Below are 20078 nucleotides of genomic sequence, written 5' to 3' on the forward strand. Positions count from 1 at the left end.
TTGCCTGGGTAAATGGAAAGCTTCTCGCTGATCCTCGCGATTGTGGTGGTGACCGCTCTCGCGTTCGATTTCACGAACGGTTTCCACGACACCGCCAACGCGATGGCAACGACCATTTCGACCGGTGCGCTCAAGCCCAAGGTGGCGGTGGCGATGTCCGCCGTCCTCAACCTTGTCGGCGCCTTCCTCTCCGTGGAGGTCGCCAACACGATCTCCAAGGGTCTCGTGGACGAGACCGGCATCCGTCCCGAGGTCATCTTCGCCGCTCTGGTCGGCGCGATCCTCTGGAACCTGCTGACCTGGCTGGTCGGACTCCCGTCCAGCTCCTCCCACGCCCTCATGGGCGGTCTGATCGGTGCCGCGGTCGCCTCGGCGGGCGTCGGCGCGGTCAACGGCGACGCGCTCGTCACCAAGGTGCTGATCCCCGCGATCGCCGCCCCGCTCGTCGCGGGTGTCGCGGCGATGCTCGGCGCACGCCTGACGTACCGGCTCGGCCGCAAGGCCGACGGCAAGGCCGCCGCGAAGGGCTACCGCGCCGGGCAGATCGCCTCCGCCGGTCTGGTCTCGCTGGCCCACGGCACCAACGACGCCCAGAAGACGATGGGCATCATCACCCTCGCCCTGGTCGCCGGCGGCTCGCTCGCCCCCGACTCCGACCCGCCCATGTGGGTCATCCTCTCCGCGGGCATCGCCATCGCGCTCGGCACCTACCTCGGCGGCTGGCGCATCATCCGCACCATGGGCAAGGGCCTGACCGACCTCCAGCCGCAGCAGGGCTTCGCCGCCCAGACCAGCGCCGCGACGGTCATCCTCGCCTCCTCGCACCTCGGCTTCTCCCTCTCCACCACGCACTCGGTCTCCGGTGCGGTGATGGGCGCGGGCCTCGGCCGCAAGGGCGGCGTGGTCCGCTGGTCCACGGCCACCCGGATGTTCGTCGCCTGGGGCCTGACCCTGCCGGCCGCCGCCCTGGTCGCCGCGATCGCCGAGTGGGTCTGCGGACTGGGTGACTGGGGCACCGCCCTGGTCGCGGTCTTCCTGGTCGCCTCCAGCGCCGCCATCTGGAAGCTCTCCCGGCGCGAGGTCGTCGACCACACCAACGTCATCGACGCCGACGAGCCCGAGCAGTCCGGCGTGGTGACCCAGGCGATGGCCGCCGTGACCCCGCCCCCGGCGGGCGTGACCGAGGAGCCGGTGGCCGCCGTCGCGTCCTCCGTGGCCGAGTCGCCGGAGTCGTCCGAGTCCAAGGCCCCCTCGGCCACCACCGTCTGAACCCGCGCCCCGGGTACGAAGGAAACGAACCTCCATGAGCATCGACTGGGCAGCTCTCGGCTCCGTCTTCGGGGTCAGCCTCGTGGCCACCGTGGCCCTGGTGGGCCTGTTCACCCTCGGCATCGCCGGCCTCTCCCGCCAGGAGCGGGCCGCCGCCGAGGGAGGCTCCGCGGGCCTCGCGGTCACCGGCGCGTACGCGTGCTTCGCGGCCTGCGCGGCGGCGGTGGCGTACGGCATCTACCTGATCGTCGCCTGAGCCGGTAAGGCAGCGCGGCGCACACCGTGGTGCGGGGCGCGGGACGGACTCCGAGGTCCGTCCCGCGCCCCGCTCTTCTCGTTCCCCGCGCACTCTTCCCCCGCGCCCGCGCACGCCGCCCGCGTGTGGGCCTTCGCACACTCCCCCCTCGCAGGTCAACGGCAAGTTGACGGGTGTTCGCGGCGCGTGGTGGACTGCCGGAGCCAATGCGGCGGCTGGAGAGGAAGCCCGGTGTGAATCCGGCGCGGTCCCGCCACTGTGACCGGGGAGCGATCCCCGGGAGCCAGGAACTCCCACCGCCGTTCTCTTCTAACCAGGGCGCGGACACCCTGAGTGAGGACCTATCGCCATGCGCGGCTGCCGTTCCAGGCTCACCAGCGAGACTCTTCGTCTTTCCCTCCCCACGGCCGGTTGAGCCGTGCGCGCCGAACGCGTCTTCGCGTACGGCGCCGCCGCCGGCCTCCTCGGTGACCTCCTCCTCGGCGACCCGCGCCGCGGACACCCGGTCGCCGCGTTCGGCCGTGCCGCCGGTGCCGTGGAACGGGTGCTGTGGCGTGACCACCGAGGCTGGGGCGCGCTGCACACCGCCGTGTGCGCCGGGGGCGCCGCCGCCCTCGGGCTGGCCGCCGACCGCGCCGTACGCCACTCCCCCGCCGCCTCCGTCGCGCTGACCGCCGCCGCCACCTGGGCGGTCGTCGGCGGCACCTCGCTCGCCCGCGAGGCGAGCGCCGTCGGCCGCGCCCTGGAGGCCGGCGACGTCGAGGCCGCCCGCGCGCGGCTGCCGCACCTGTGCGGGCGGGACCCGCAGGCCCTGGACGCCGACGGGATCGCGCGGGCGGTCGTGGAGTCCGTCGCCGAGAACACCTCGGACGCGGTCGTGGGCGCCCTGGTGTGGGGCGCGGTGGCCGGAGTGCCCGGACTGGCCGGCTTCCGGGCCGTGAACACCCTGGACGCGATGGTCGGCCACAAGTCGCCCAGGTACCGCCGCTACGGCTGGGCCTCGGCCCGGCTCGACGACCTCGCGGGCTGGCCGGGCGCCCGCCTCACCGCCGTCCTGGCCACCGCGGCCGGCGGCGATCCCCGGGGCGCCGTACGGGCCTGGCGCGCCGACGCCGCGCGGCACCCGAGCCCCAACGCCGGTCCCGTGGAGGCCTCGTTCGCGGGCGCCCTGGGCGTGCGGCTCGGCGGGACGCTCTCCTACGGCGGACGGGTCGAGCACCGGCCCGTGCTCAACGGGGCGGCGGGGCGGCCCGTACGGGCCGGTTCCGGCGACATCGAGCGGGCCGTGCGGCTCTCCCGGCGCGTGGGCTGGCTGGCGCTCGGCGCGTGCGCGGGCGCGCGGCTGCTCGTCCGCGGGGTCGTCAAGAAGGGACGTACGTCATGAACGGTGGCCTCCTCGTCGCCGGCACCACCTCCGACGCCGGCAAGAGCGTCGTCACCGCCGGGATCTGCCGCTGGCTGGTGCGCCAGGGCGTGAAGGTCGCGCCCTTCAAGGCGCAGAACATGTCCCTCAACTCGTTCGTGACGCGTGAGGGCGCGGAGATCGGGCGGGCGCAGGCCATGCAGGCCCAGGCGTGCCGGGTGGAGCCGACCGCGCAGATGAACCCGGTGCTGCTGAAGCCGGGCGGGGAGCGCAGCAGCCAGGTCGTGCTGCTCGGCAAGCCGGTCGGCGAGATGAGCGCCCGCGGCTACCACGGCGGACGGCAGCAGCGGTTGCTCGGCACCGTGCTGGACTGTCTGGCCGAACTGCGGGGCACGTATGACGCGGTGATCTGCGAGGGGGCGGGCAGTCCGGCCGAGATCAACCTGCGCCGGACCGACATCGTGAACATGGGGATCGCCCGGGGCGCCGGGCTGCCCGTGCTGGTGGTGGGCGACATCGACCGGGGCGGGGTCTTCGCCTCGTTCTTCGGGACGGTGGCGCTGCTGGCGCCCGAGGACCAGGCGCTGGTCGCCGGGTTCCTCGTCAACAAGTTCCGGGGCGACGTGTCGCTGCTGGAACCGGGGCTGGAGATGCTGCACGGGCTCACCGGGCGGCACACGTACGGCGTGCTGCCCTTCCGGCACGGGCTCGGCATCGACGAGGAGGACGGGCTGCGGGTCTCCCTGCGCGGGACCGTGCGGGAGTCCGTCGTCGCGCCGCCGGTCGGCGAGGACGTGCTGCGGGTCGCCGTCTGCGCGATCCCGCTCATGTCGAACTTCACGGACGTGGACGCGCTCGCCGCCGAACCCGGTGTCGTGGTGCGGTTCGTGGACCGGCCGGAGGAACTGGCCGACGCGGATCTCGTCATCGTGCCGGGGACGCGGGGAACGGTCCGGGCCCTGGAGTGGCTGCGGGAGCGGGGACTCGCGGACGCCGTCGCGCGCAGGGTGGCCGAGCGGCGGCCCGTCCTCGGCATCTGCGGCGGCTTCCAGCTGCTCGGCGAGCACATCGAGGACAAGGTCGAGTCGCGTGCCGGGCACGTGGCCGGGCTCGGACTGCTGCCCGTGCGGGTGCGGTTCGCCCGCGAGAAGACCCTCACCCGGCCGGCCGGCGAGGCCCTCGGCGAGCACGTCGAGGGGTACGAGATCCACCACGGGGTCGCCGAAGTCGTAGGGGGCGAACCCTTCTTGGACGGCTGCCGGGTCGGCCAGACCTGGGGCACGCACTGGCACGGCTCGCTGGAGTCGGACGGCTTCCGGCGGGCGTTCCTGCGCGAGGTGGCCGCCGCCGCGGGCCGCCGCTTCGTGCCGGCTCCCGACACCTCGTTCGCCGCGCTGCGCGAGGAGCAGCTCGACCGGCTCGGCGACCTGATCGAACACCACGCGGACACGGACGCGCTGTGGCGGCTCATCGAGTCCGGCGCGCCGCAAGGACTGCCCTTCATTCCACCGGGAGCGCCCGCATGAGCACAGTGTTGTTGTTGTCGACCGCCGACACGGACCTGCTGGCGGCCCGCGCGTCGGACGCCGCCTACCGGATCGGCAACCCGACCCGGGTCGACGTACGGGAGGAACTGCCGGGGCTCGTCGAGGGCGCGGACGTCGCCGTCGTGCGCCTCCTGGGCGGCAAGCGCGCCTGGGAGGACGGGCTCGCCGCGCTGAAGGCCGCCGGCGTCCCGACCGTCCTGCTGGGCGGCGAGAGCGTGCCGGACGCCGAGTTGATGGCCGAGTCCTCGGTGCCGGCCGGCGTGGTCGCGGAGGCGCTGCGCTACCTCGTCGAGGGCGGGCCCGCCAACCTCACCCAGCTCGCCCGGTTCCTCTCCGACACGGTGCTGCTGACCGGCGAGGGCTTCGAGGAGCCGGAGAAGATGCCGGAGTACGGCGTCCACGGCTCCCGGGACGTGGTCGAGGGCCGCCCGACGGTCGGCGTGCTCTTCTACCGCGCCCACCAGCTCAGCGGCAACACCGCCTTCGTCGACACGCTGTGCGACGCGATCGAGGCGCGCGGCGCCAACGCCCTGCCCGTGTACTGCGGTTCGCTGCGCGGCGCGGACGCCGGGCTGTACGAGCTGCTGGGCCGGGCCGACGCCCTGGTCGCCACGGTCCTCGCGGCCGGCGGCACGCACGCCTCGCAGGCGTCGGCGGGCGGCGACGAGGAGGCCTGGGACATCGGGGCCCTGGCCGACCTGAACGTCCCCGTGCTGCAAGGGCTCTGCCTGACCTCCTCCCGGGCCGCCTGGGAGGAGTCGGACGCCGCTCTCTCCCCCATGGACGCGGCGATGCAGGTCGCCATCCCGGAGTTCGACGGGCGCCTGGTCACCGTGCCGTTCTCCTTCAAGGAACAGGGCCCCGACGACGTACCCGTGTACGTCGCCGACCCCGAGCGGGCCGGGCGGGTCGCCGGGATCGCCGTACGGCACGCGGCGCTGAAGCACAAGGCGAACGCCGACAAGAAGCTCGCGCTGGTCTTCACCGCGTACCCGACCAAGCACTCCCGCGTCGGCAACGCGGTCGGTCTCGACACCCCGGCGTCGGCGGTGCGGGTGCTGGACGCGCTCAGGGACGCGGGGTACGGGGTCACCGGGTACCCCGCCGAGGGCGACGAGCTGATCCACCGGCTGATCGAGGCCGGCGGTCACGACGTCGAGTGGCTGACGGAGGACCAGCTCGCGGCGGCGCCCGCGCGGGTGCCGCTGGCCGACTACCGGGCGTGGTTCGAGAAGCTGGACCCGGAGTTGCGGGACGCGATGCGGGAGGCGTGGGGCGAGCCGCCGGGCTCGCTGTACGTGGACGGCGACGACATCGTCCTCGCCTCCCTCCAGTTCGGGAACGTCGTCGTCATGATCCAGCCGCCGCGCGGCTTCGGCGAGAACCCGATCGCGATCTACCACGACCCGGACATGCCGCCGTCGCACCACTACATGGCCGCCTACCGCTGGCTGGAGAACAGCTTCGGCGCCGACGCGATCGTGCACATGGGCAAGCACGGCACGATGGAGTGGCTGCCGGGCAAGGGCCTCGGCCTGAGCGCCGGCTGCGCGCCGGACGCGGTCCTCGGCGACCTGCCGCTGATCTACCCGTTCATCGTCAACGACCCCGGTGAGGGCACCCAGGCCAAGCGGCGCGGCCACGCCACGGTCGTCGACCACCTGGTGCCGCCGATGGCGCGCGCGGACACCTACGGCGACCTGGCCAAGCTGGAGCAGCTGCTCGACGAGTACGCGCTCGTCTCCGACCTGGACCCGGTGAAGGCGCCGGCGGTGCGCGCGCAGATCTGGACGCTGGTCAAGGCGGCCGAACTCCACCACGACCTGCATGTGGACGACCAGCCGGACGACGACGAGTTCGACGAGTTCGTCATGCACATCGACGGCTACCTCTGCGAGATCAAGGACGTGCAGATCCGCGACGGCCTGCACATCCTGGGCGGCGGCCCGGTCGGCGAGCCGCGCGTGAACCTGGTGCTCGCGGTGCTGCGGGCCTCGCAGGTCTGGGGCGGGCAGGCGAACGCACTGCCGGGGCTCAGGGCCTCGCTGGCCGAGCACTTCGGGCTGGTGGAGAAGGAGCTGCTGGCCGAGCCGGGCGCGCCGGTGAAGGTGCCGGTGGAGCTGACGGACCTGGTGGACGGCCCGGCGCGGTCGGCCGCCGACGCGATCGACCTGCTGGAGCAGCTGTGCCGGCGGATCGCGGAGGGCATGGAGCTGCGGGCCTGGGACACGGCCGCCGCCCCTGGCCTGGTGGGCGAGGTGCTGGGCGCCGAACTCCCCGACGCGGTCGCGGTGCTGGAGTTCGCCTGCACGGAGGTCGTGCCGCGCCTGGCCCGGACCACGGACGAGATCGGGCACATCCTGCGGGCCCTGGACGGCGGTTACGTCCCGGCCGGACCGTCCGGTTCGCCGACGCGCGGCCTGGTCAACGTCCTGCCGACCGGCCGGAACTTCTACTCCGTCGACCCGAAGGCGATCCCGTCCCGGCTGAGCTGGGAGGTCGGGCAGTCACTGGCGGACTCGCTGGTCCAGCGGTACCTGACCGACACCGGCGAGTACCCGAGGTCGGTCGGCCTCACCGTCTGGGGCACGTCCGCGATGCGCACCCAGGGCGACGACATCGCGGAGATCCTGGCGCTGCTGGGCTGCCGTCCGGTCTGGGACGACGCCTCGCGCCGGGTGACGGGCTTCGAGATCGTGCCCCTGGCCGAGCTGGGCCGGCCGCGCGTGGACGTCACCGTGCGCATCTCGGGCTTCTTCCGGGACGCGTTCCCGCACGTCGTCGGGCTGATCGACGACGCGGTGCGGGCGGTGGCGGAACTGGACGAGCCGGCCGAGTCCAACTACGTACGGGCGCACGTGGAGGAGGACGCGGCCGAGCACGGCGACCGGCGGCGGGCCACGGCGCGCATCTTCGGTTCCAAGCCGGGCGCGTACGGTGCCGGGCTGCTGCCGCTGATCGACGCACGGAACTGGCGCAGCGACGCGGACCTCGCCGAGGTGTACGCGGTGTGGGGCGGCTACGCCTACGGGCGCGGGCTCGACGGGCGGGCGGCGCGCGGCGACATGGAGACGGCGTTCCGGCGGATCGCGGTGGCGGCGAAGAACGTCGACACCCGCGAGCACGACCTCGTCGACGCCGACGACTACTTCCAGTACCACGGCGGCATGGTGGCGATGGTGCGGCACCTGACGGGCGAGAGCCCGGAGGCGTATGTCGGCGACTCGGCCACTCCCGACCAGGTCAAGACGCGGACGCTGGGCGAGGAGACGCACCGGGTCTTCCGCGCGCGGGTCGTCAATCCGCGGTGGATGGCGGCGATGCGGCGGCACGGCTACAAGGGTGCCTTCGAGATGGCGGCGACCGTCGACTACCTCTTCGGGTACGACGCCACGGCCGGGGTCGTGGACGACTGGATGTACGAGAAGCTCAGCGCCGAGTACGTCTTCGACGCGGAGAACCGGGACTTCATGAAGAAGTCCAATCCGTGGGCGCTGCGCGGCATCACGGAGCGGCTGCTGGAGGCGGCCGACCGGGGCCTGTGGGCCGAACCGGACGCGGAGACGCTGGAGCGGCTGCGCGCCACGTATCTGGAGCTCGAGGGCGACTTGGAGGGTGACGAGAAGTGAGTACCCCGTTCCCGTTCACGGCCGTCGTCGGTCAGGACGACCTGCGGCTGGCGCTGCTGCTGAACGCCGTCTCGCCGGCCGTCGGCGGTGTGCTGGTGCGCGGCGAGAAGGGCACCGCCAAGTCGACGGCCGTGCGTGCGCTGTCGGCGCTGATGCCGGAGGTGGACGTCGTGGCCGGGTGCCGCTTCTCCTGCGATCCCGGCTCCCCCGACCTCGCCTGCCCGGACGGGCCGCACGAGCCGGGGGCCTCCGGATCCCGGCCGGCCAGGATGGTGGAGCTGCCCGTCGGTGCCTCCGAGGACCGGCTGGTGGGTGCCCTCGACATCGAGCGGGCGCTCGCGGAGGGTGTGAAGGCCTTCGAGCCGGGTCTGCTGGCCGACGCGCACCGGGGCATCCTGTACGTCGACGAGGTCAACCTCCTCCACGACCACTTGGTGGACCTGCTGCTGGACGCGGCGGCGATGGGTGCCTCGTACGTCGAGCGCGAGGGCGTGTCGGTGCGGCACGCGGCGCGGTTCCTGCTCGTCGGCACCATGAACCCCGAGGAGGGCGAGCTGCGGCCGCAGCTCCTCGACCGGTTCGGGCTGACCGTGGAGGTCTCGGCCTCGCGCGAGCCCGACCAGCGGGTGGAGGTCGTGCGGCGCCGGCTCGCCTACGACGACGACCCGGCCGGGTTCGCCGCGCGCTGGGCCGACGAGGAGACCGCCGTACGGGCACGGATCGTGGCGGCGCGGGAGCTGCTGCCCTCGGTCCGGCTCGGGGACGGGGCGTTGCGGCAGATCGCGGCGACCTGCGCCGCCTTCGAGGTGGACGGCATGCGCGCCGACATCGTCATGGCGCGGACCGCGACCGCGCTGGCGGCGTGGGCCGGGCGGACCGACGTACTGGCTGAGGACGTGCGGCAGGCCGCGCTGCTGGCACTGCCGCACCGGCGGCGGCGGAATCCGTTCGACGCGCCCGGTCTCGACGAGGACAAGCTCGACGAGACGCTGGAGGAGTTCGGCGGGCAGGACGGGGACGGCGGCGGGGACGACGATCCCGACCCGGGCCCCGACGGCCCCGGCGGTCCCGGCGGGCAGCCGGAGCCCGACGACGCGCCGCAGGGGGACGGTGACACCGCCGCGCGGCCCGAGGCCGGGGAGGGCGGGGAGCCGCAGCCTTCAGGTGGCGCCGGCGAGCAGTCCCCCGCGCGTGCCGCCGAGCCGTTCCGCACCAAGGTGCTGAGCGTGCCGGGGCTGGGCGAGGGTGCCGCCGGGCGGCGTTCGCGGGCGCGGACCGAGCACGGACGGACCACGGGCGCCCGGCGGCCGCAGGGTGCCCTGACCAAGCTGCATCTGGCCGCCACCGTGCAGGCCGCCGCACCGCACCAGCGGGCGCGGGGACGGGCGGGGCGCGGTCTGGTGGTCCGGCGGGACGATCTGCGGCAGGCGACCCGTGAGGGGCGTGAGGGCAACCTCGTGCTGTTCGTCGTCGACGCCTCCGGGTCGATGGCGGCGCGGCAGCGGATGAGCGCCGTCAAGGGTGCCGTGCTGTCGCTGCTGCTGGACGCCTACCAGCGGCGGGACAAGGTGGGGCTGGTGACCTTCCGGGGTTCGGCGGCCGACGTCGCGCTGCCGCCGACCTCCTCGGTGGACGCGGCGGCGGTGCGGCTGGAGTCGCTGCCGACCGGGGGGCGCACGCCGCTCGCCGCCGGGCTACTCAAGGCGCACGAGGTGCTGCGGGTGGAGCGGCTGCGGGACCCGGCACGGCGGGCGCTGGTCGTGGTGGTGACGGACGGGCGGGCCACCGGTGGTCCCGAGCCCGTCGCGCTGGCGGGGCGGGCGGCGCGGCTGTTCGCGGCCGAGGGGACCGCGTCCGTGGTCGTGGACTGCGAGTCGGGACCCGTGCGGCTGGGGCTGGCCGGGCAGCTCGCGGGTGAGCTGGGCGGTACGGCGGTGACGCTGGACGAGCTGCAGGCGGACGCTATCGCCGGCTTGGTGAGGGACGTGCAGGGGACCAGGAGGGCCGCGTAATGCCGAAGGGGCAGCCGAGTGTCGTGCCGGACGACGGCCTGACGACGCGTCAGCGCCGTAATCGTCCGCTGGTCGTCGTGCACACGGGCATCGGGAAGGGCAAGTCCACCGCCGCCTTCGGGCTGGCGCTGCGTGCCTGGAACCAGGGGTGGCCGATCGGGGTGTTCCAGTTCGTCAAGTCGGCGAAGTGGAAGGTCGGCGAGGAGAACGCGCTGCGGGTGCTGGGCGCCAGTGGTGAGGGCGGGTCCGTCGACTGGCACAAGATGGGCGAGGGCTGGTCCTGGGTCCAGCGGGACGCGCAGATGGACAACGAGGAGAAGGCCCGGGAGGGCTGGGAGCAGGTCAAGCGGGACCTGGTCGCCGAGACGTACCGGCTGTACGTGCTGGACGAGTTCGCCTACCCGATGCACTGGGGGTGGATCGACACCGACGAGGTCGTGTCCGTGCTGCGGGAGCGGCCCGGGACCCAGCACGTCGTGATCACCGGGCGGAACGCGCCGGAGAAGCTGGTGGAGTTCGCCGACCTCGTCACCGACATGTCCAAGGTCAAGCACCCGATGGACGCGGGACAGAAGGGGCAGAGGGGCATCGAGTGGTGACCTCTCCGGATTCCGGTGTTCCTCGGCTGGTCATTGCCGCGCCCTCGTCCGGGAGCGGCAAGACCACCGTCGCCACCGGGCTGATGGCCGCGCTCGCCGGGCGCGGGCTCGCCGTGTCGCCGCACAAGGTCGGGCCCGACTACATCGATCCCGGGTACCACGCGCTCGCCACCGGGCGGGTGGGGCGGAACCTGGACGCCTACCTGTGCGGGCCCGAGCTGATCGGGCCGTTGTTCCTGCACGGGGCGCGCGGGTGTGACATCGCCGTGGTCGAGGGCGTGATGGGGCTGTACGACGGGGCCGCGGGCGAGGGCGAACTCGCCTCCACCGCGCAGGTCGCGAAGCTGTTGCGGGCGCCGGTGGTGCTGGTCGTGGACGCGTCGGCGCAGTCGCGGTCGGTGGCGGCGCTGGTGCACGGATTCGTGTCCTGGGACCCGGAGGTGCGGGTCGGGGGCGTGATTCTGAACAAGGTCGCGTCCGATCGGCACGAGGGGTTGTTGCGGGAGGCGGTGGACTCCGTCGGGGTGCCGGTGCTGGGGGTGTTGCGGCGGGCTCCGCAGGTGGATGTGCCCGCCCGGCACCTGGGGTTGGTTCCCGTTGCCGAGCGGCGGGGAGCGGCAGTGGACGCCGTTGACGCGATGGCGGCGCAGGTCGCCAGTGGGTGTGATCTGGAGGCGTTGGTCGGGTTGGCGCGGGCTGCCGGGCCGCTGCCTGGGGGCTCCGCCCCCTGGGCCCCCTGGCCTGTGCCCACCCACCACCCGTCTCGGTCGGACGAGAAGTCGACGCCACGCGTTGCCGTCGCCGGAGGAGCGGCCTTCACCTTCTCCTATGCCGAGCACACCGAGTTGCTCGCCGCTGCCGGGGCCGAGGTCGTCACGTTCGACCCGTTGCGGGACGAGGAGCTGCCCGAGGGAACCGCCGGGCTCGTCCTCGGAGGCGGGTTCCCCGAGGTGTACGCCTCCGAGCTGTCCGCCAACGAGCCGTTGCGCAAGGCCGTCGCCGAGCTGGCGCTGGGCGGTGCTCCCGTCGCCGCCGAGTGCGCGGGGCTGCTGTACCTGTGCCGGGAGCTGGACGGGCTGCCGATGTGCGGGGTGCTGGACGCCTCGGCCCGGATGTCGGAGCGGTTGACCCTGGGGTACCGGGACGCCGTCGCCGTGTCCGACAGTGCGCTGGCCGTCGCGGGGACGCGGATGCGGGGGCACGAGTTCCACCGGACCGTGGTGGAGCCGGGGGCCGGAGCCGCGCCGGCGTATGGGATGCGGGCGCCCGAGCGGCGCGTCGAGGGATTCGTGGAGCGCGGTGTGCACGCGAGCTATCTGCACACGCACTGGGCGTCCGAGCCCGGTGTCGCCCGTCGGTTCGTGGAGAGGTGCCGGACGTCATGAGCAGCAGCAGGCTGGTGGGGGTCGGGGTCGGCCCTGGTGACCCCGAGCTGGTGACCGTCAAGGGGGTCAACGCGCTGCGGGCCGCCGATGTCGTCGTCGTACCCGTGATGGACACAGGTGAACGCGGGCGCGCCGAGGCGACCGTGCTGCACTACGTGGGCGCCGAGAAGGTCGTACGGGTGGTGTTCGCGCTCAACGAGCGCACCGACCGGGCGCGGCGCGAGGCGGCCTGGGACGCGGCCGGGGAGCGGGTCGCCGGGCTGCTGCGGGAGTACGGGAGCGTCGCCTTCGCCACCATCGGCGATCCGAACGTGTACTCGACCTTCACCTATCTCGCGCAGACCGTCGGTGAGCTGGTGCCGGGCACCGTCGTGGAGACCGTGCCGGGTATCACCGCGATGCAGGACCTCGCGGCGCGGTCGGGGGCCGTGCTGACCGAGGGCACCGAGCCGTTGACGCTGGTGCCGGTGACGGCGGGCGCGGCCGTGCTCAAGGACGCGTTGAACGGGCCCGGGACCGTGGTCGCCTACAAGTTCGGCCGGCAGGCCGCCGAGGTGGCCGAGGCACTGCGGGAGACCGGGCGGCTGGACGACGCCGTGTGGGGGTCGGCGCTGGGGCTGCCCGAGGAGTCCGTGCGGGCGGCCGCCGAGCTGGACGGCGGGCCGCTGCCCTACCTCTCGACGCTCATCGCGCCCGCCCGGCGCGAGGGCGGGCGGGGCGGGAAGTTGTGAACCGCGGTTCGTCACTCCGCCACGCCGACCACCAGCCAGATGAACGCGGCGCCCGCGACCGTGCACAGCAGCGTCGAGCGGGCCGGGTGCTCGTGGTGGGCCTCGGGGAGGATCTCGGCGGCGGCGAGGTAGAGCAGCGCGCCGCCGAAGAGGCCGAGATACGCGCCGAGTACGCCTTCGGGGATCTCGAACAGGAGCGTGGACGCGGCACCGGCCACGGGGGCCACCGCGTCGGCGAACAGCATCGCGACGGCGCGGCGGCGGGCGTTCCCGTACAGGCTGGTGAGCGTGTAGGTGTTGAAGCCGTCCGCGAAGTCGTGGGCGATCACGGCCATCGCGACCGCCGCTCCCATGCCGCCGCCGACCTGGAAGGCCGCGCCGATCGCCACGCCGTCCATCGCGCTGTGCCCGACCATCGCGGCGGCGGCCGTCAGGCCCACCTCGGGCGAGCGGTGTCCGTGCTCCTCGGCGCCGTGCGCGGCGCGGCGGGCGGCCAGCAGGCGTTCCACCAGGTGCGCCAGCAGGAAACCGGCGACGAAGAGGAGCAGTGCCTCGGGCACGCCGAACACCTCGTCGCCGGCCGCCTCCAGGGCTTCCGGGAGCAGGTCGAGGCCAACCACGCCCAGCATCAGGCCGCCGGCCAGGCCGAGGACCAGGTGGCGCCGGTCGGTCACCCGCTGTGCCGTCCAGCCGCCGGCCAGCGTCATCAGGAACGCGCCGAGCGCGACGAAGACCGCCATGGGCCCTTGCTATCCGATCGGAGCGCGAATCCGTGCGCACGACAGCAGCAACGGCAGTAAATATGCGTAGGAAAGGACCCCGTCCCATGGATTCCGTGGCCCGTGATGCCGCCGCCCGTACCGGCAAGGTGACCTTCGTCGGTGCCGGTCCCGGCGCCGCCGATCTGCTGACGTTCCGCGCGGCGCGCGCCATCGCCGAGGCCGACGTCGTGATCTGGGCGGCGAGCCTGGTGCAGGCGGAGGTGCTCCAGCACGCGCGGGAGGGTGCTCAGGTCCTGGACTCGGCGACGATGTCGCTGGAGGACGTCATGGCCGTCTACCGGCGGGCGCTGGCGGAGGGGCTGCGGGTGGCCCGTATCCACTCCGGCGATCCGGCGCTGTGGGGCGGTACGCAGGAGCAGCTGGACCGGTGCGCGGAGATCGGCATCGCGACCGAGGTCGTGCCCGGCGTCTCCGCCTTCTCCGCCGTGGCCGCACTGGCGCAGCGTGAGCTGACGATCCCGGAGGTGGCGCAGTCCGTCGTCCTCACCCGGCTCGGCGGCGGCAAGACGCCGATGCCGCCCGGGGAGGAGGTCCGCGAGTTCGCGAAGCACGGGACGACCATGGCGGTGTTCCTGTCGGCGGCGCGCAGCGGGCAGCTGGTGCGGGAGCTGCTGGAGGGCGGGTATCCGACGGACACGCCGGTCGTCGTGGCGTACCAGGCCACCTGGCCGGAGGAGCTGGTCGTGCGGTGCACGGTCGGCACGCTGGAGGAGACGGTCAAGGAGCACAAGCTCTGGAAGCACACCCTCTTCCTGGTCGGTCCGGCCCTCGACGCGCGCGGCACGCGGTCGCACCTGTACCACCCGGGGCACTTCCACGGTTACCGCAAGGCCGATCCGGAGGCCCGGCGTGAGCTGCGTGCGCGGGGCGCGAGCACGTGATCACCGTCGTGGGAATGGGGGCCGGGGCGCCGCCGGGCGAGGACGTCACCGCCGGGGCCGAGCTGGTCGTCGGCGGGCGGCGCCACCTGGACGCCGTGCGGCTGCCCGAGGGGGCCGGGCGGGTCGTGCTCGGGGCGCTGGCGCCCGCCCTGGAGACGGTCGCCGAGTACGTCGCGGAGGGGCGGCGGGTGGTCGTGCTGGCCTCCGGCGACCCCGGGTTCTTCGGGATCGTGCGGGTGCTGGCCGAGCGGTTCGGGTCGGAGCGGCTGGACGTGCGGCCCGGGGTGTCCTCCGTCGCCGCCGCCTTCGCGCGGGCCGGGCTGCCGTGGGACGACGCCGTGGTGGCCAGCGCGCACGGGCGGGACCTGCGGACGGCGGTGAACCTGTGCCGCGCGCACCCGAAGGTCGCCGTGCTGACCGGGCCGGGGGCCGGCCCGGCGGAGCTGGGCGCCGCGCTGCGCACCGACGCCCGGGTCCTGGTCGTCGCGTCCGCTCTGGGCTCCGGCGAGGAGCGGGTGGAGCGGGTGACGCCCGCCGAGGCCGCCGGGCGGGACTGGGGGGCGGCGGTGAGCGTGGTGCTGTGCCTGGACGAGGCGCGGGCGCTGGGGCCGGTGCGCGCGGTCGCCGGGCCGCGACCGGGGGCCGGTGGATGGGCCCTGGACGAGACGGAGTTCGCCCACCGCGACTCGATGATCACCAAGTTCGAGGTGCGGGCGCTGGCGCTGGCCCGGCTCGGGCCCCGGGCCGGGGACCTGGTGTGGGACGTCGGGGCGGGCTCGGGGTCCGTGGCCGTGGAGTGCGCGCGGCTCGGCGCCGCCGTCACCGCCGTGGAGAAGACGCCGGACGGGGTGGAGCGGGTCCGCGCCAACGCCGCCGCGCACGGCGTGGACGTGCGGGTGGTGCACGGGGCGGCGCCCGCGGTGCTGTCCGGCCTGGACGCTCCGGACGATCCGGACGCCGTGTTCGTCGGGGGCGGCGGGCGCGAACTGCCGTCGATCGTCGCCGCCTGCGCGCGGCGCGCCCGGCGGGCCGTGGTCGTCGCGATGGCCGCGCTGGACCGGGTGCCGGCGGCCCGCGAGGCGCTGCTCGACGCCGGGCTGGAGTGTGACGGGGTGCTGCTGCAGTCGTCCCGGCTGGCGCCGCTGCCGGGTGACGTGACCCGGCTCGCGGCCACCAATCCCGTGTTCCTGCTGTGGGGCGTCAGGCCCCACAGCCGTACCGAAGGAGTTGCCCCTTGATCGGCCTCATTTCCGCCACCGCGGCGGGAGCGGCGGCGCGGGACCGGCTGGCCGCGGCGTGGCCGGACCGCACGCGCGTGTACGGGGGTCCCGTCGCGGACGCCGTACGGACCGCGTTCGCGGAGTGCGAGCAGCTCGTGTGCTTCCTGGCCACGGGGGCCGTGGTCCGGCTGGTGGCGCCGCTGCTGGACGACAAGCGGACGGACCCGGGTGTGGTCTGCGTCGACGAGGGCGGGCGGTTCGCCGTGTCGCTGGTCGGCGGCCACGGCGGCGGCGCCAACGAACTCGCCCGCGCCATCGGCGAGGTACTGGGCGCGGAGCCGGTGGTGACGACGGCGACGGACGCCGTGGGCCTGCCCGGCCTGGACACGCTCGGGCTGCCCGTGGAGGGTGACGTCGCCGGGGTCTCGCGGGCCCTGCTGGACGGTGAGCCGGTGGCGCTGCGGGCGGAGGTGAGCTGGCCGCTGCCGCCGCTGCCGGTCGCCGGAGAGGGGGCGCACACGGTCCGGGTGACCGACCGTCTGGTGGAGCCGGCCCCCGAGCGCGAGGTCGTGCTGCGCCCGCCGTCCCTGGTCGTCGGCGTCGGCGCTTCGAAGGGCGCGCCGGTCGACGAGGTGCTGGGGCTGGTGGAGGAGGCCCTGCGGGAGGCCGGGTTGTCCGTCGCGTCGGTCGCCGAGCTGGCCACCGTGGACGCCAAGGCGGAGGAGCCCGGCATCGTGGGCGCCGCCGAGCGGCTGGGCGTGCCGCTGGTGACGTACGCCGCCGGGGAGCTGGCGGGCGTCGAGGTGCCCAATCCGTCCGACGCCCCGCTGGCGGCCGTCGGCACGCCGTCGGTCGCGGAGGCGGCGGCGCTGGTGCGCGGCGGCGAACTCCTCGTGCCCAAGCGGAAGTCTGCGGCGTCGCCCGCCATGGCGACCTGCGCGGTCGTACGGCGGCCGGGCCGCGGGCGGCTCGCGGTGGTCGGGCTCGGGCCGGGCGCCCGGGACCTGGTGACGCCGCGCGCGCAGGCCGAGTTGCGGCGGGCGTCGGTACTGGTCGGGCTCGACCAGTACGTCGACCAGATCCGCGACCTGCTGCGGCCGGGCACGCGCGTCCTGGAGTCGGGGCTCGGCGCCGAGGAGGAGCGGGCCCGGACGGCGGTCGAGGAGGCCCGGCGGGGTCACGCGGTGGCGCTGATCGGCAGCGGGGACGCCGGGGTGTACGCCATGGCCTCGCCGGCGCTGGCGGAGGCGTCCGACGACATCGACGTGGTCGGGGTGCCGGGCGTGACGGCGGCGCTGGCGGCCGGGGCGATCCTGGGCGCGCCGCTCGGCCACGACCACGTGTCGATCAGCCTGTCCGACCTGCACACGCCGTGGGAGGTCATCGAGCGGCGGGTGCGGGCGGCGGCCGAGGCGGACATCGTCGTGACCTTCTACAACCCGCGCAGCCGGGGCCGCGACTGGCAGCTGCCCAAGGCGCTGGCGATTCTCGCGGAGCACCGGGAGCCGGCGACGCCGGTGGGTGTCGTGCGCAACGCGTCCCGCGTGGACGAGTCGAGCCGGCTGACCACGCTCGCCGCCCTCGACCCGGCGACGGTCGACATGATGACGGTCGTGACGGTGGGCAACACCGCGACCCGGCAGATCGCCGGGCGCATGGTGACGCCGCGCGGTTACCGGTGGCAGGAGGAGCCAGCATGAACCGCGTCGTCCATCCCATCGAGCAGGAGTCCTACCGGCGGCTGCGCGCCCGGCTGGACACCTCGCACTTCCCGCCGCTGACCCGGGCGGTGGTGGAGCGGGTCATCCACTCCGCCGCCGACCTGGAGTACGCCACCGACCTCGTCACCGACGAGGCCGCGCTGGAGAAGGCGTACGCCGCGCTGCACGCCGGGGCGCCCGTCGTGGTGGACGTCGAGATGGTCGCGGCCGGGATCACCCGGCGGGAGACCGTCTGCCGGCTGAAGGACGCCGTGGCCGGGCCGGGTCTGACCCGTTCGGCGCACGCGATCCGGCTCGCGTACGAGCAGGTCGGTCCCGGTGCCCTCTGGGTGATCGGCAACGCGCCGACCGCCCTGGAGGAGCTGCTCACCCTGGACGCGGACCCGGCGCTCGTCATCGGTCTGCCCGTCGGCTTCGTCGGCGCGGCCGAGTCCAAGGCCGCGTTGCGCGACAGCGGGCTGCCCGCCGTCAGCAACGTGTCCGAGAAGGGCGGTTCGGCGGTCGCCGCCGCCGCGCTCAACGCCCTGCTGTACCACCCCACTTCGTACTCCGAGCACTCCGAGTATCCCGAGCATTCCGAGGAGAAATCGTGACCACCCCCCCGCCCGCCCTGCTCGTCGCCGGACACGGCACCCGGGACGAGGCCGGAGCCGAGGCGTTCCGCGACTTCGTGCGCGAGCTGGGCCGCCGCCACCCCGAACTGCCCGTCGCGGGCGGCTTCATCGAGCTGTCCCCGCCGCCGCTCGGCGAGGCCGTCACCGAGCTGGTCGAGCGCGGGGTGCGCCGGTTCGCCGCGGTGCCGCTGATGCTGGTGTCCGCCGGGCACGCCAAGGGCGACATCCCGGCGGCGCTGTCCCGCGAGAAGGAGCGCCACCCCGGCGTCTCGTACACCTACGGGCGTCCGCTGGGCCCGCACCCGGCGCTGCTGCGCGTGCTGGAGCGGCGGCTCGCGGAGGCGGTCGACCCGGCCTGGGACCCCGCCGAGGTGACCGTGCTGCTGGTGGGGCGCGGGTCGACGGACCCGGACGCCAACGCCGAGGTGTTCAAGGCGGCGCGGCTGCTGTGGGAGGGGCGCGGGTACGGGGCCGTGGAGACGGCGTTCGTGTCGCTGGCGAAGCCGGACGTGCCGGGCGGCCTGGAGCGGTGTGTGCGGCTGGGGGCGCGGCGGGTCGTGGTGCTGCCGTACTTCCTGTTCACGGGCATCCTCCCGGACCGGGTCCGGCACCAGACCGAGGAGTGGGCCGCCGCGCACCCGGAGACCGAGGTGCGGTCGGCGGACGTGATCGGCCCGGAGCCGGAGCTGCTGGACCTGGTGTGGGAGCGGTACGAGGAGGCCGTGAAGGGCGACCTTCGGATGAACTGCGACTCCTGCGTGTACCGGATCGCGCTGCCGGGGTTCGAGGACAAGGTGGGGCTGCCGCAGCAGCCGCACTTCCACCCCGACGACGACGGCCATCACCACCACGGGCACCATCACGGGCATGGACACGCACACTCCCACGCACACTGAGGCCCGGGGGCCGCACGCTGAGCACACAGGGCCCGACCTGCGGCACCACGGGGACGCCGAGGTGCGCGACGACGGTTCGGCGCTGGTGGACCTCGCGGTGAACGTCCGCGCGGACACTCCCCCGGCCTGGCTGCGCGAGCACGTCGCCGGTTCGCTCGGCTCGCTCGCGGCCTACCCGGACGGGCGGGCCTCGCGGGCGGCGGTGGCGGCCCGGCACGGGCTGCCGGTGGAGCGGGTGCTGCTGACGGCGGGTGCGGCGGAGGCGTTCGTGCTGCTGGCGCGGGCGCTGAAGGTGCGCCGGCCGGTCGTGGTGCACCCGCAGTTCACGGAGCCGGAGGCGGCGCTGCGGGACGCGGGGCACACGGTCGGCCGGGTGCTGCTGCGGGAGGCGGACGGTTTCCGGCTGGACCCGGCCGCCGTCCCCGAGGACGCCGATCTGGTGGTCGTCGGCAATCCGACGAACCCGACGTCGGTGCTGCACCCGGCGCACACGGTCGCCGGGCTCGCCCGTCCCGGGCGGACGCTGGTCGTGGACGAGGCGTTCATGGACGCGGTGCCGGGTGAGCGGGAGGCGCTGGCCGGGCGCACGGACGTCCCCGGGCTGGTGGTCCTGCGCAGCCTCACCAAGACGTGGGGGCTGGCCGGGCTGCGCATCGGGTACGTCCTCGCCGCCCCGGACACCATCGCGGACCTGGAACGCGCCCAGCCCCTGTGGCCCGTGTCCACGCCCGCGCTGGCGGCGGCCGAGGCGTGCGTGGCGCCGCGGGCGCTGGCGGAGGCCGCACACGCGGCCCACCGCATCGCCGCGGACCGTGCCCACCTGGTCGCCGGGCTCGCGGACCTCGCGGGCGCCGGCCTGCGGGTCGTGGCTCCCGCCGAGGGTCCCTTCGTCCTGCTCCGCCTCCCGCGGGCCACCGCCGTACGCCACCGGCTGCGCGACCTCGGGTACGCGGTACGGCGCGGCGACACCTTCCCGGGGCTGGGTGAGGAGTGGCTGCGGCTGGCGGTACGGGACCGGGCGACGACGGACGGCTTCCTGGGGGCGCTGGGGCGGGCGGTGGCGGAGTCTCCGTGAGCGGGGCGGGACCGTGCGGCCTGCGAGCCTCACGGCCGTTCCGAGTGCCCCGCCCGGGCCGGACGCGCAGCCGTCCCCGTCGGGCCGACGGGACCGCG

General features: G+C 74.6%; 16 protein-coding genes and 1 riboswitch. Of the genes, 15 read left to right on the forward strand and 1 reads right to left on the reverse strand.

Features of this window, described 5'->3' with window-relative positions; translation table 11 throughout:
• Positions 1 to 12 precede the first annotated feature (12 nt).
• The 9 genes from AMK11_RS00280 (at position 13) to cobI (ending at position 12791) form a co-directional block, all read left to right on the forward strand.
• Positions 13 to 1269, forward strand: coding sequence for an inorganic phosphate transporter (locus AMK11_RS00280; protein ID WP_073721422.1), 1257 nt, complete (start codon positions 13 to 15; stop codon positions 1267 to 1269).
• Positions 1270 to 1303: 34 nt separating this feature from the next.
• The gene (locus AMK11_RS00285; RefSeq protein ID WP_043374477.1) at positions 1304 to 1525 is read left to right on the forward strand and encodes a hypothetical protein; all 222 of its coding nucleotides are present in this window, start codon (positions 1304 to 1306) and stop codon (positions 1523 to 1525) included.
• 173 nt (positions 1526 to 1698) lie between these two features.
• Positions 1699 to 1837, forward strand: a riboswitch (cobalamin riboswitch).
• A 106-nt stretch (positions 1838 to 1943) separates the two neighbouring features.
• Positions 1944 to 2909 (forward strand): cobalamin biosynthesis protein, encoded by a 966-nt coding sequence (locus tag AMK11_RS00290; protein WP_073721424.1) that lies wholly within the window; start codon positions 1944 to 1946, stop codon positions 2907 to 2909.
• Positions 2906 to 4414, forward strand: a complete 1509-nt coding sequence (locus AMK11_RS00295; protein WP_073721426.1) for a cobyric acid synthase — start codon at positions 2906 to 2908, stop codon at positions 4412 to 4414. Before AMK11_RS00290 ends, AMK11_RS00295 begins: the two co-directional genes overlap by 4 nt.
• On the forward strand, positions 4411 to 8064 hold the full coding sequence (gene cobN, locus AMK11_RS00300; RefSeq protein ID WP_073721428.1) for a cobaltochelatase subunit CobN: 3654 nt from the start codon (positions 4411 to 4413) through the stop codon (positions 8062 to 8064). The genes AMK11_RS00295 and cobN overlap by 4 nt, the downstream gene beginning before the upstream one ends.
• Positions 8061 to 10076: a putative cobaltochelatase gene (locus AMK11_RS00305; protein ID WP_073721430.1), complete on the forward strand. Its 2016-nt coding sequence runs from the start codon at positions 8061 to 8063 to the stop codon at positions 10074 to 10076. Before cobN ends, AMK11_RS00305 begins: the two co-directional genes overlap by 4 nt.
• Positions 10076 to 10675: a cob(I)yrinic acid a,c-diamide adenosyltransferase gene (gene cobO / locus AMK11_RS00310; protein ID WP_073721432.1), complete on the forward strand. Its 600-nt coding sequence runs from the start codon at positions 10076 to 10078 to the stop codon at positions 10673 to 10675. Before AMK11_RS00305 ends, cobO begins: the two co-directional genes overlap by 1 nt.
• Complete coding sequence (locus AMK11_RS00315) at positions 10672 to 12060, forward strand: cobyrinate a,c-diamide synthase (RefSeq protein ID WP_073723809.1); 1389 nt, start codon at positions 10672 to 10674, stop codon at positions 12058 to 12060. The genes cobO and AMK11_RS00315 overlap by 4 nt, the downstream gene beginning before the upstream one ends.
• Positions 12045 to 12791, forward strand: coding sequence for a precorrin-2 C(20)-methyltransferase (gene cobI / locus AMK11_RS00320; protein ID WP_073721434.1), 747 nt, complete (start codon positions 12045 to 12047; stop codon positions 12789 to 12791). The genes AMK11_RS00315 and cobI overlap by 16 nt, the downstream gene beginning before the upstream one ends.
• Before the next feature lie 11 nt (positions 12792 to 12802).
• Here cobI and AMK11_RS00325 read toward each other — a convergent pair whose 3' ends face one another.
• Positions 12803 to 13531, reverse strand: coding sequence for a ZIP family metal transporter (locus AMK11_RS00325; RefSeq protein WP_073721436.1), 729 nt, complete (start codon positions 13529 to 13531; stop codon positions 12803 to 12805).
• A gap of 86 nt (positions 13532 to 13617) precedes the next feature.
• Here AMK11_RS00325 and cobM point away from each other — a divergent pair, with 86 nt between their 5' ends.
• The 6 genes from cobM to cobC are packed head-to-tail and all read left to right on the forward strand — an operon-like array spanning position 13618 to position 19980.
• Positions 13618 to 14454 carry a precorrin-4 C(11)-methyltransferase gene (gene cobM / locus AMK11_RS00330; protein ID WP_073721438.1) on the forward strand — a complete coding sequence of 279 codons (837 nt, stop codon included), beginning with the start codon at positions 13618 to 13620 and terminating at the stop codon, positions 14452 to 14454.
• Positions 14451 to 15692, forward strand: a complete 1242-nt coding sequence (locus AMK11_RS00335; protein WP_073721440.1) for a bifunctional cobalt-precorrin-7 (C(5))-methyltransferase/cobalt-precorrin-6B (C(15))-methyltransferase — start codon at positions 14451 to 14453, stop codon at positions 15690 to 15692. The genes cobM and AMK11_RS00335 overlap by 4 nt, the downstream gene beginning before the upstream one ends.
• On the forward strand, positions 15689 to 17374 hold the full coding sequence (gene cobJ / locus AMK11_RS00340) for a precorrin-3B C(17)-methyltransferase (protein ID WP_073721442.1): 1686 nt from the start codon (positions 15689 to 15691) through the stop codon (positions 17372 to 17374). The genes AMK11_RS00335 and cobJ overlap by 4 nt, the downstream gene beginning before the upstream one ends.
• On the forward strand, positions 17371 to 17988 hold the full coding sequence (locus tag AMK11_RS00345; RefSeq protein ID WP_073721444.1) for a precorrin-8X methylmutase: 618 nt from the start codon (positions 17371 to 17373) through the stop codon (positions 17986 to 17988). The genes cobJ and AMK11_RS00345 overlap by 4 nt, the downstream gene beginning before the upstream one ends.
• Entirely contained in the window at positions 17985 to 18905 is a 921-nt protein-coding gene (locus tag AMK11_RS00350; RefSeq protein ID WP_073721446.1) for a sirohydrochlorin chelatase, read from the forward strand. The genes AMK11_RS00345 and AMK11_RS00350 overlap by 4 nt, the downstream gene beginning before the upstream one ends.
• Positions 18877 to 19980, forward strand: a complete 1104-nt coding sequence (gene cobC / locus AMK11_RS00355; protein ID WP_073721448.1) for an Rv2231c family pyridoxal phosphate-dependent protein CobC — start codon at positions 18877 to 18879, stop codon at positions 19978 to 19980. The genes AMK11_RS00350 and cobC overlap by 29 nt, the downstream gene beginning before the upstream one ends.
• Positions 19981 to 20078 lie beyond the last annotated feature (98 nt).

This window comes from Streptomyces sp. CB02414 (assembly GCF_001905385.1).
Lineage (GTDB): Bacteria > Actinomycetota > Actinomycetes > Streptomycetales > Streptomycetaceae > Streptomyces.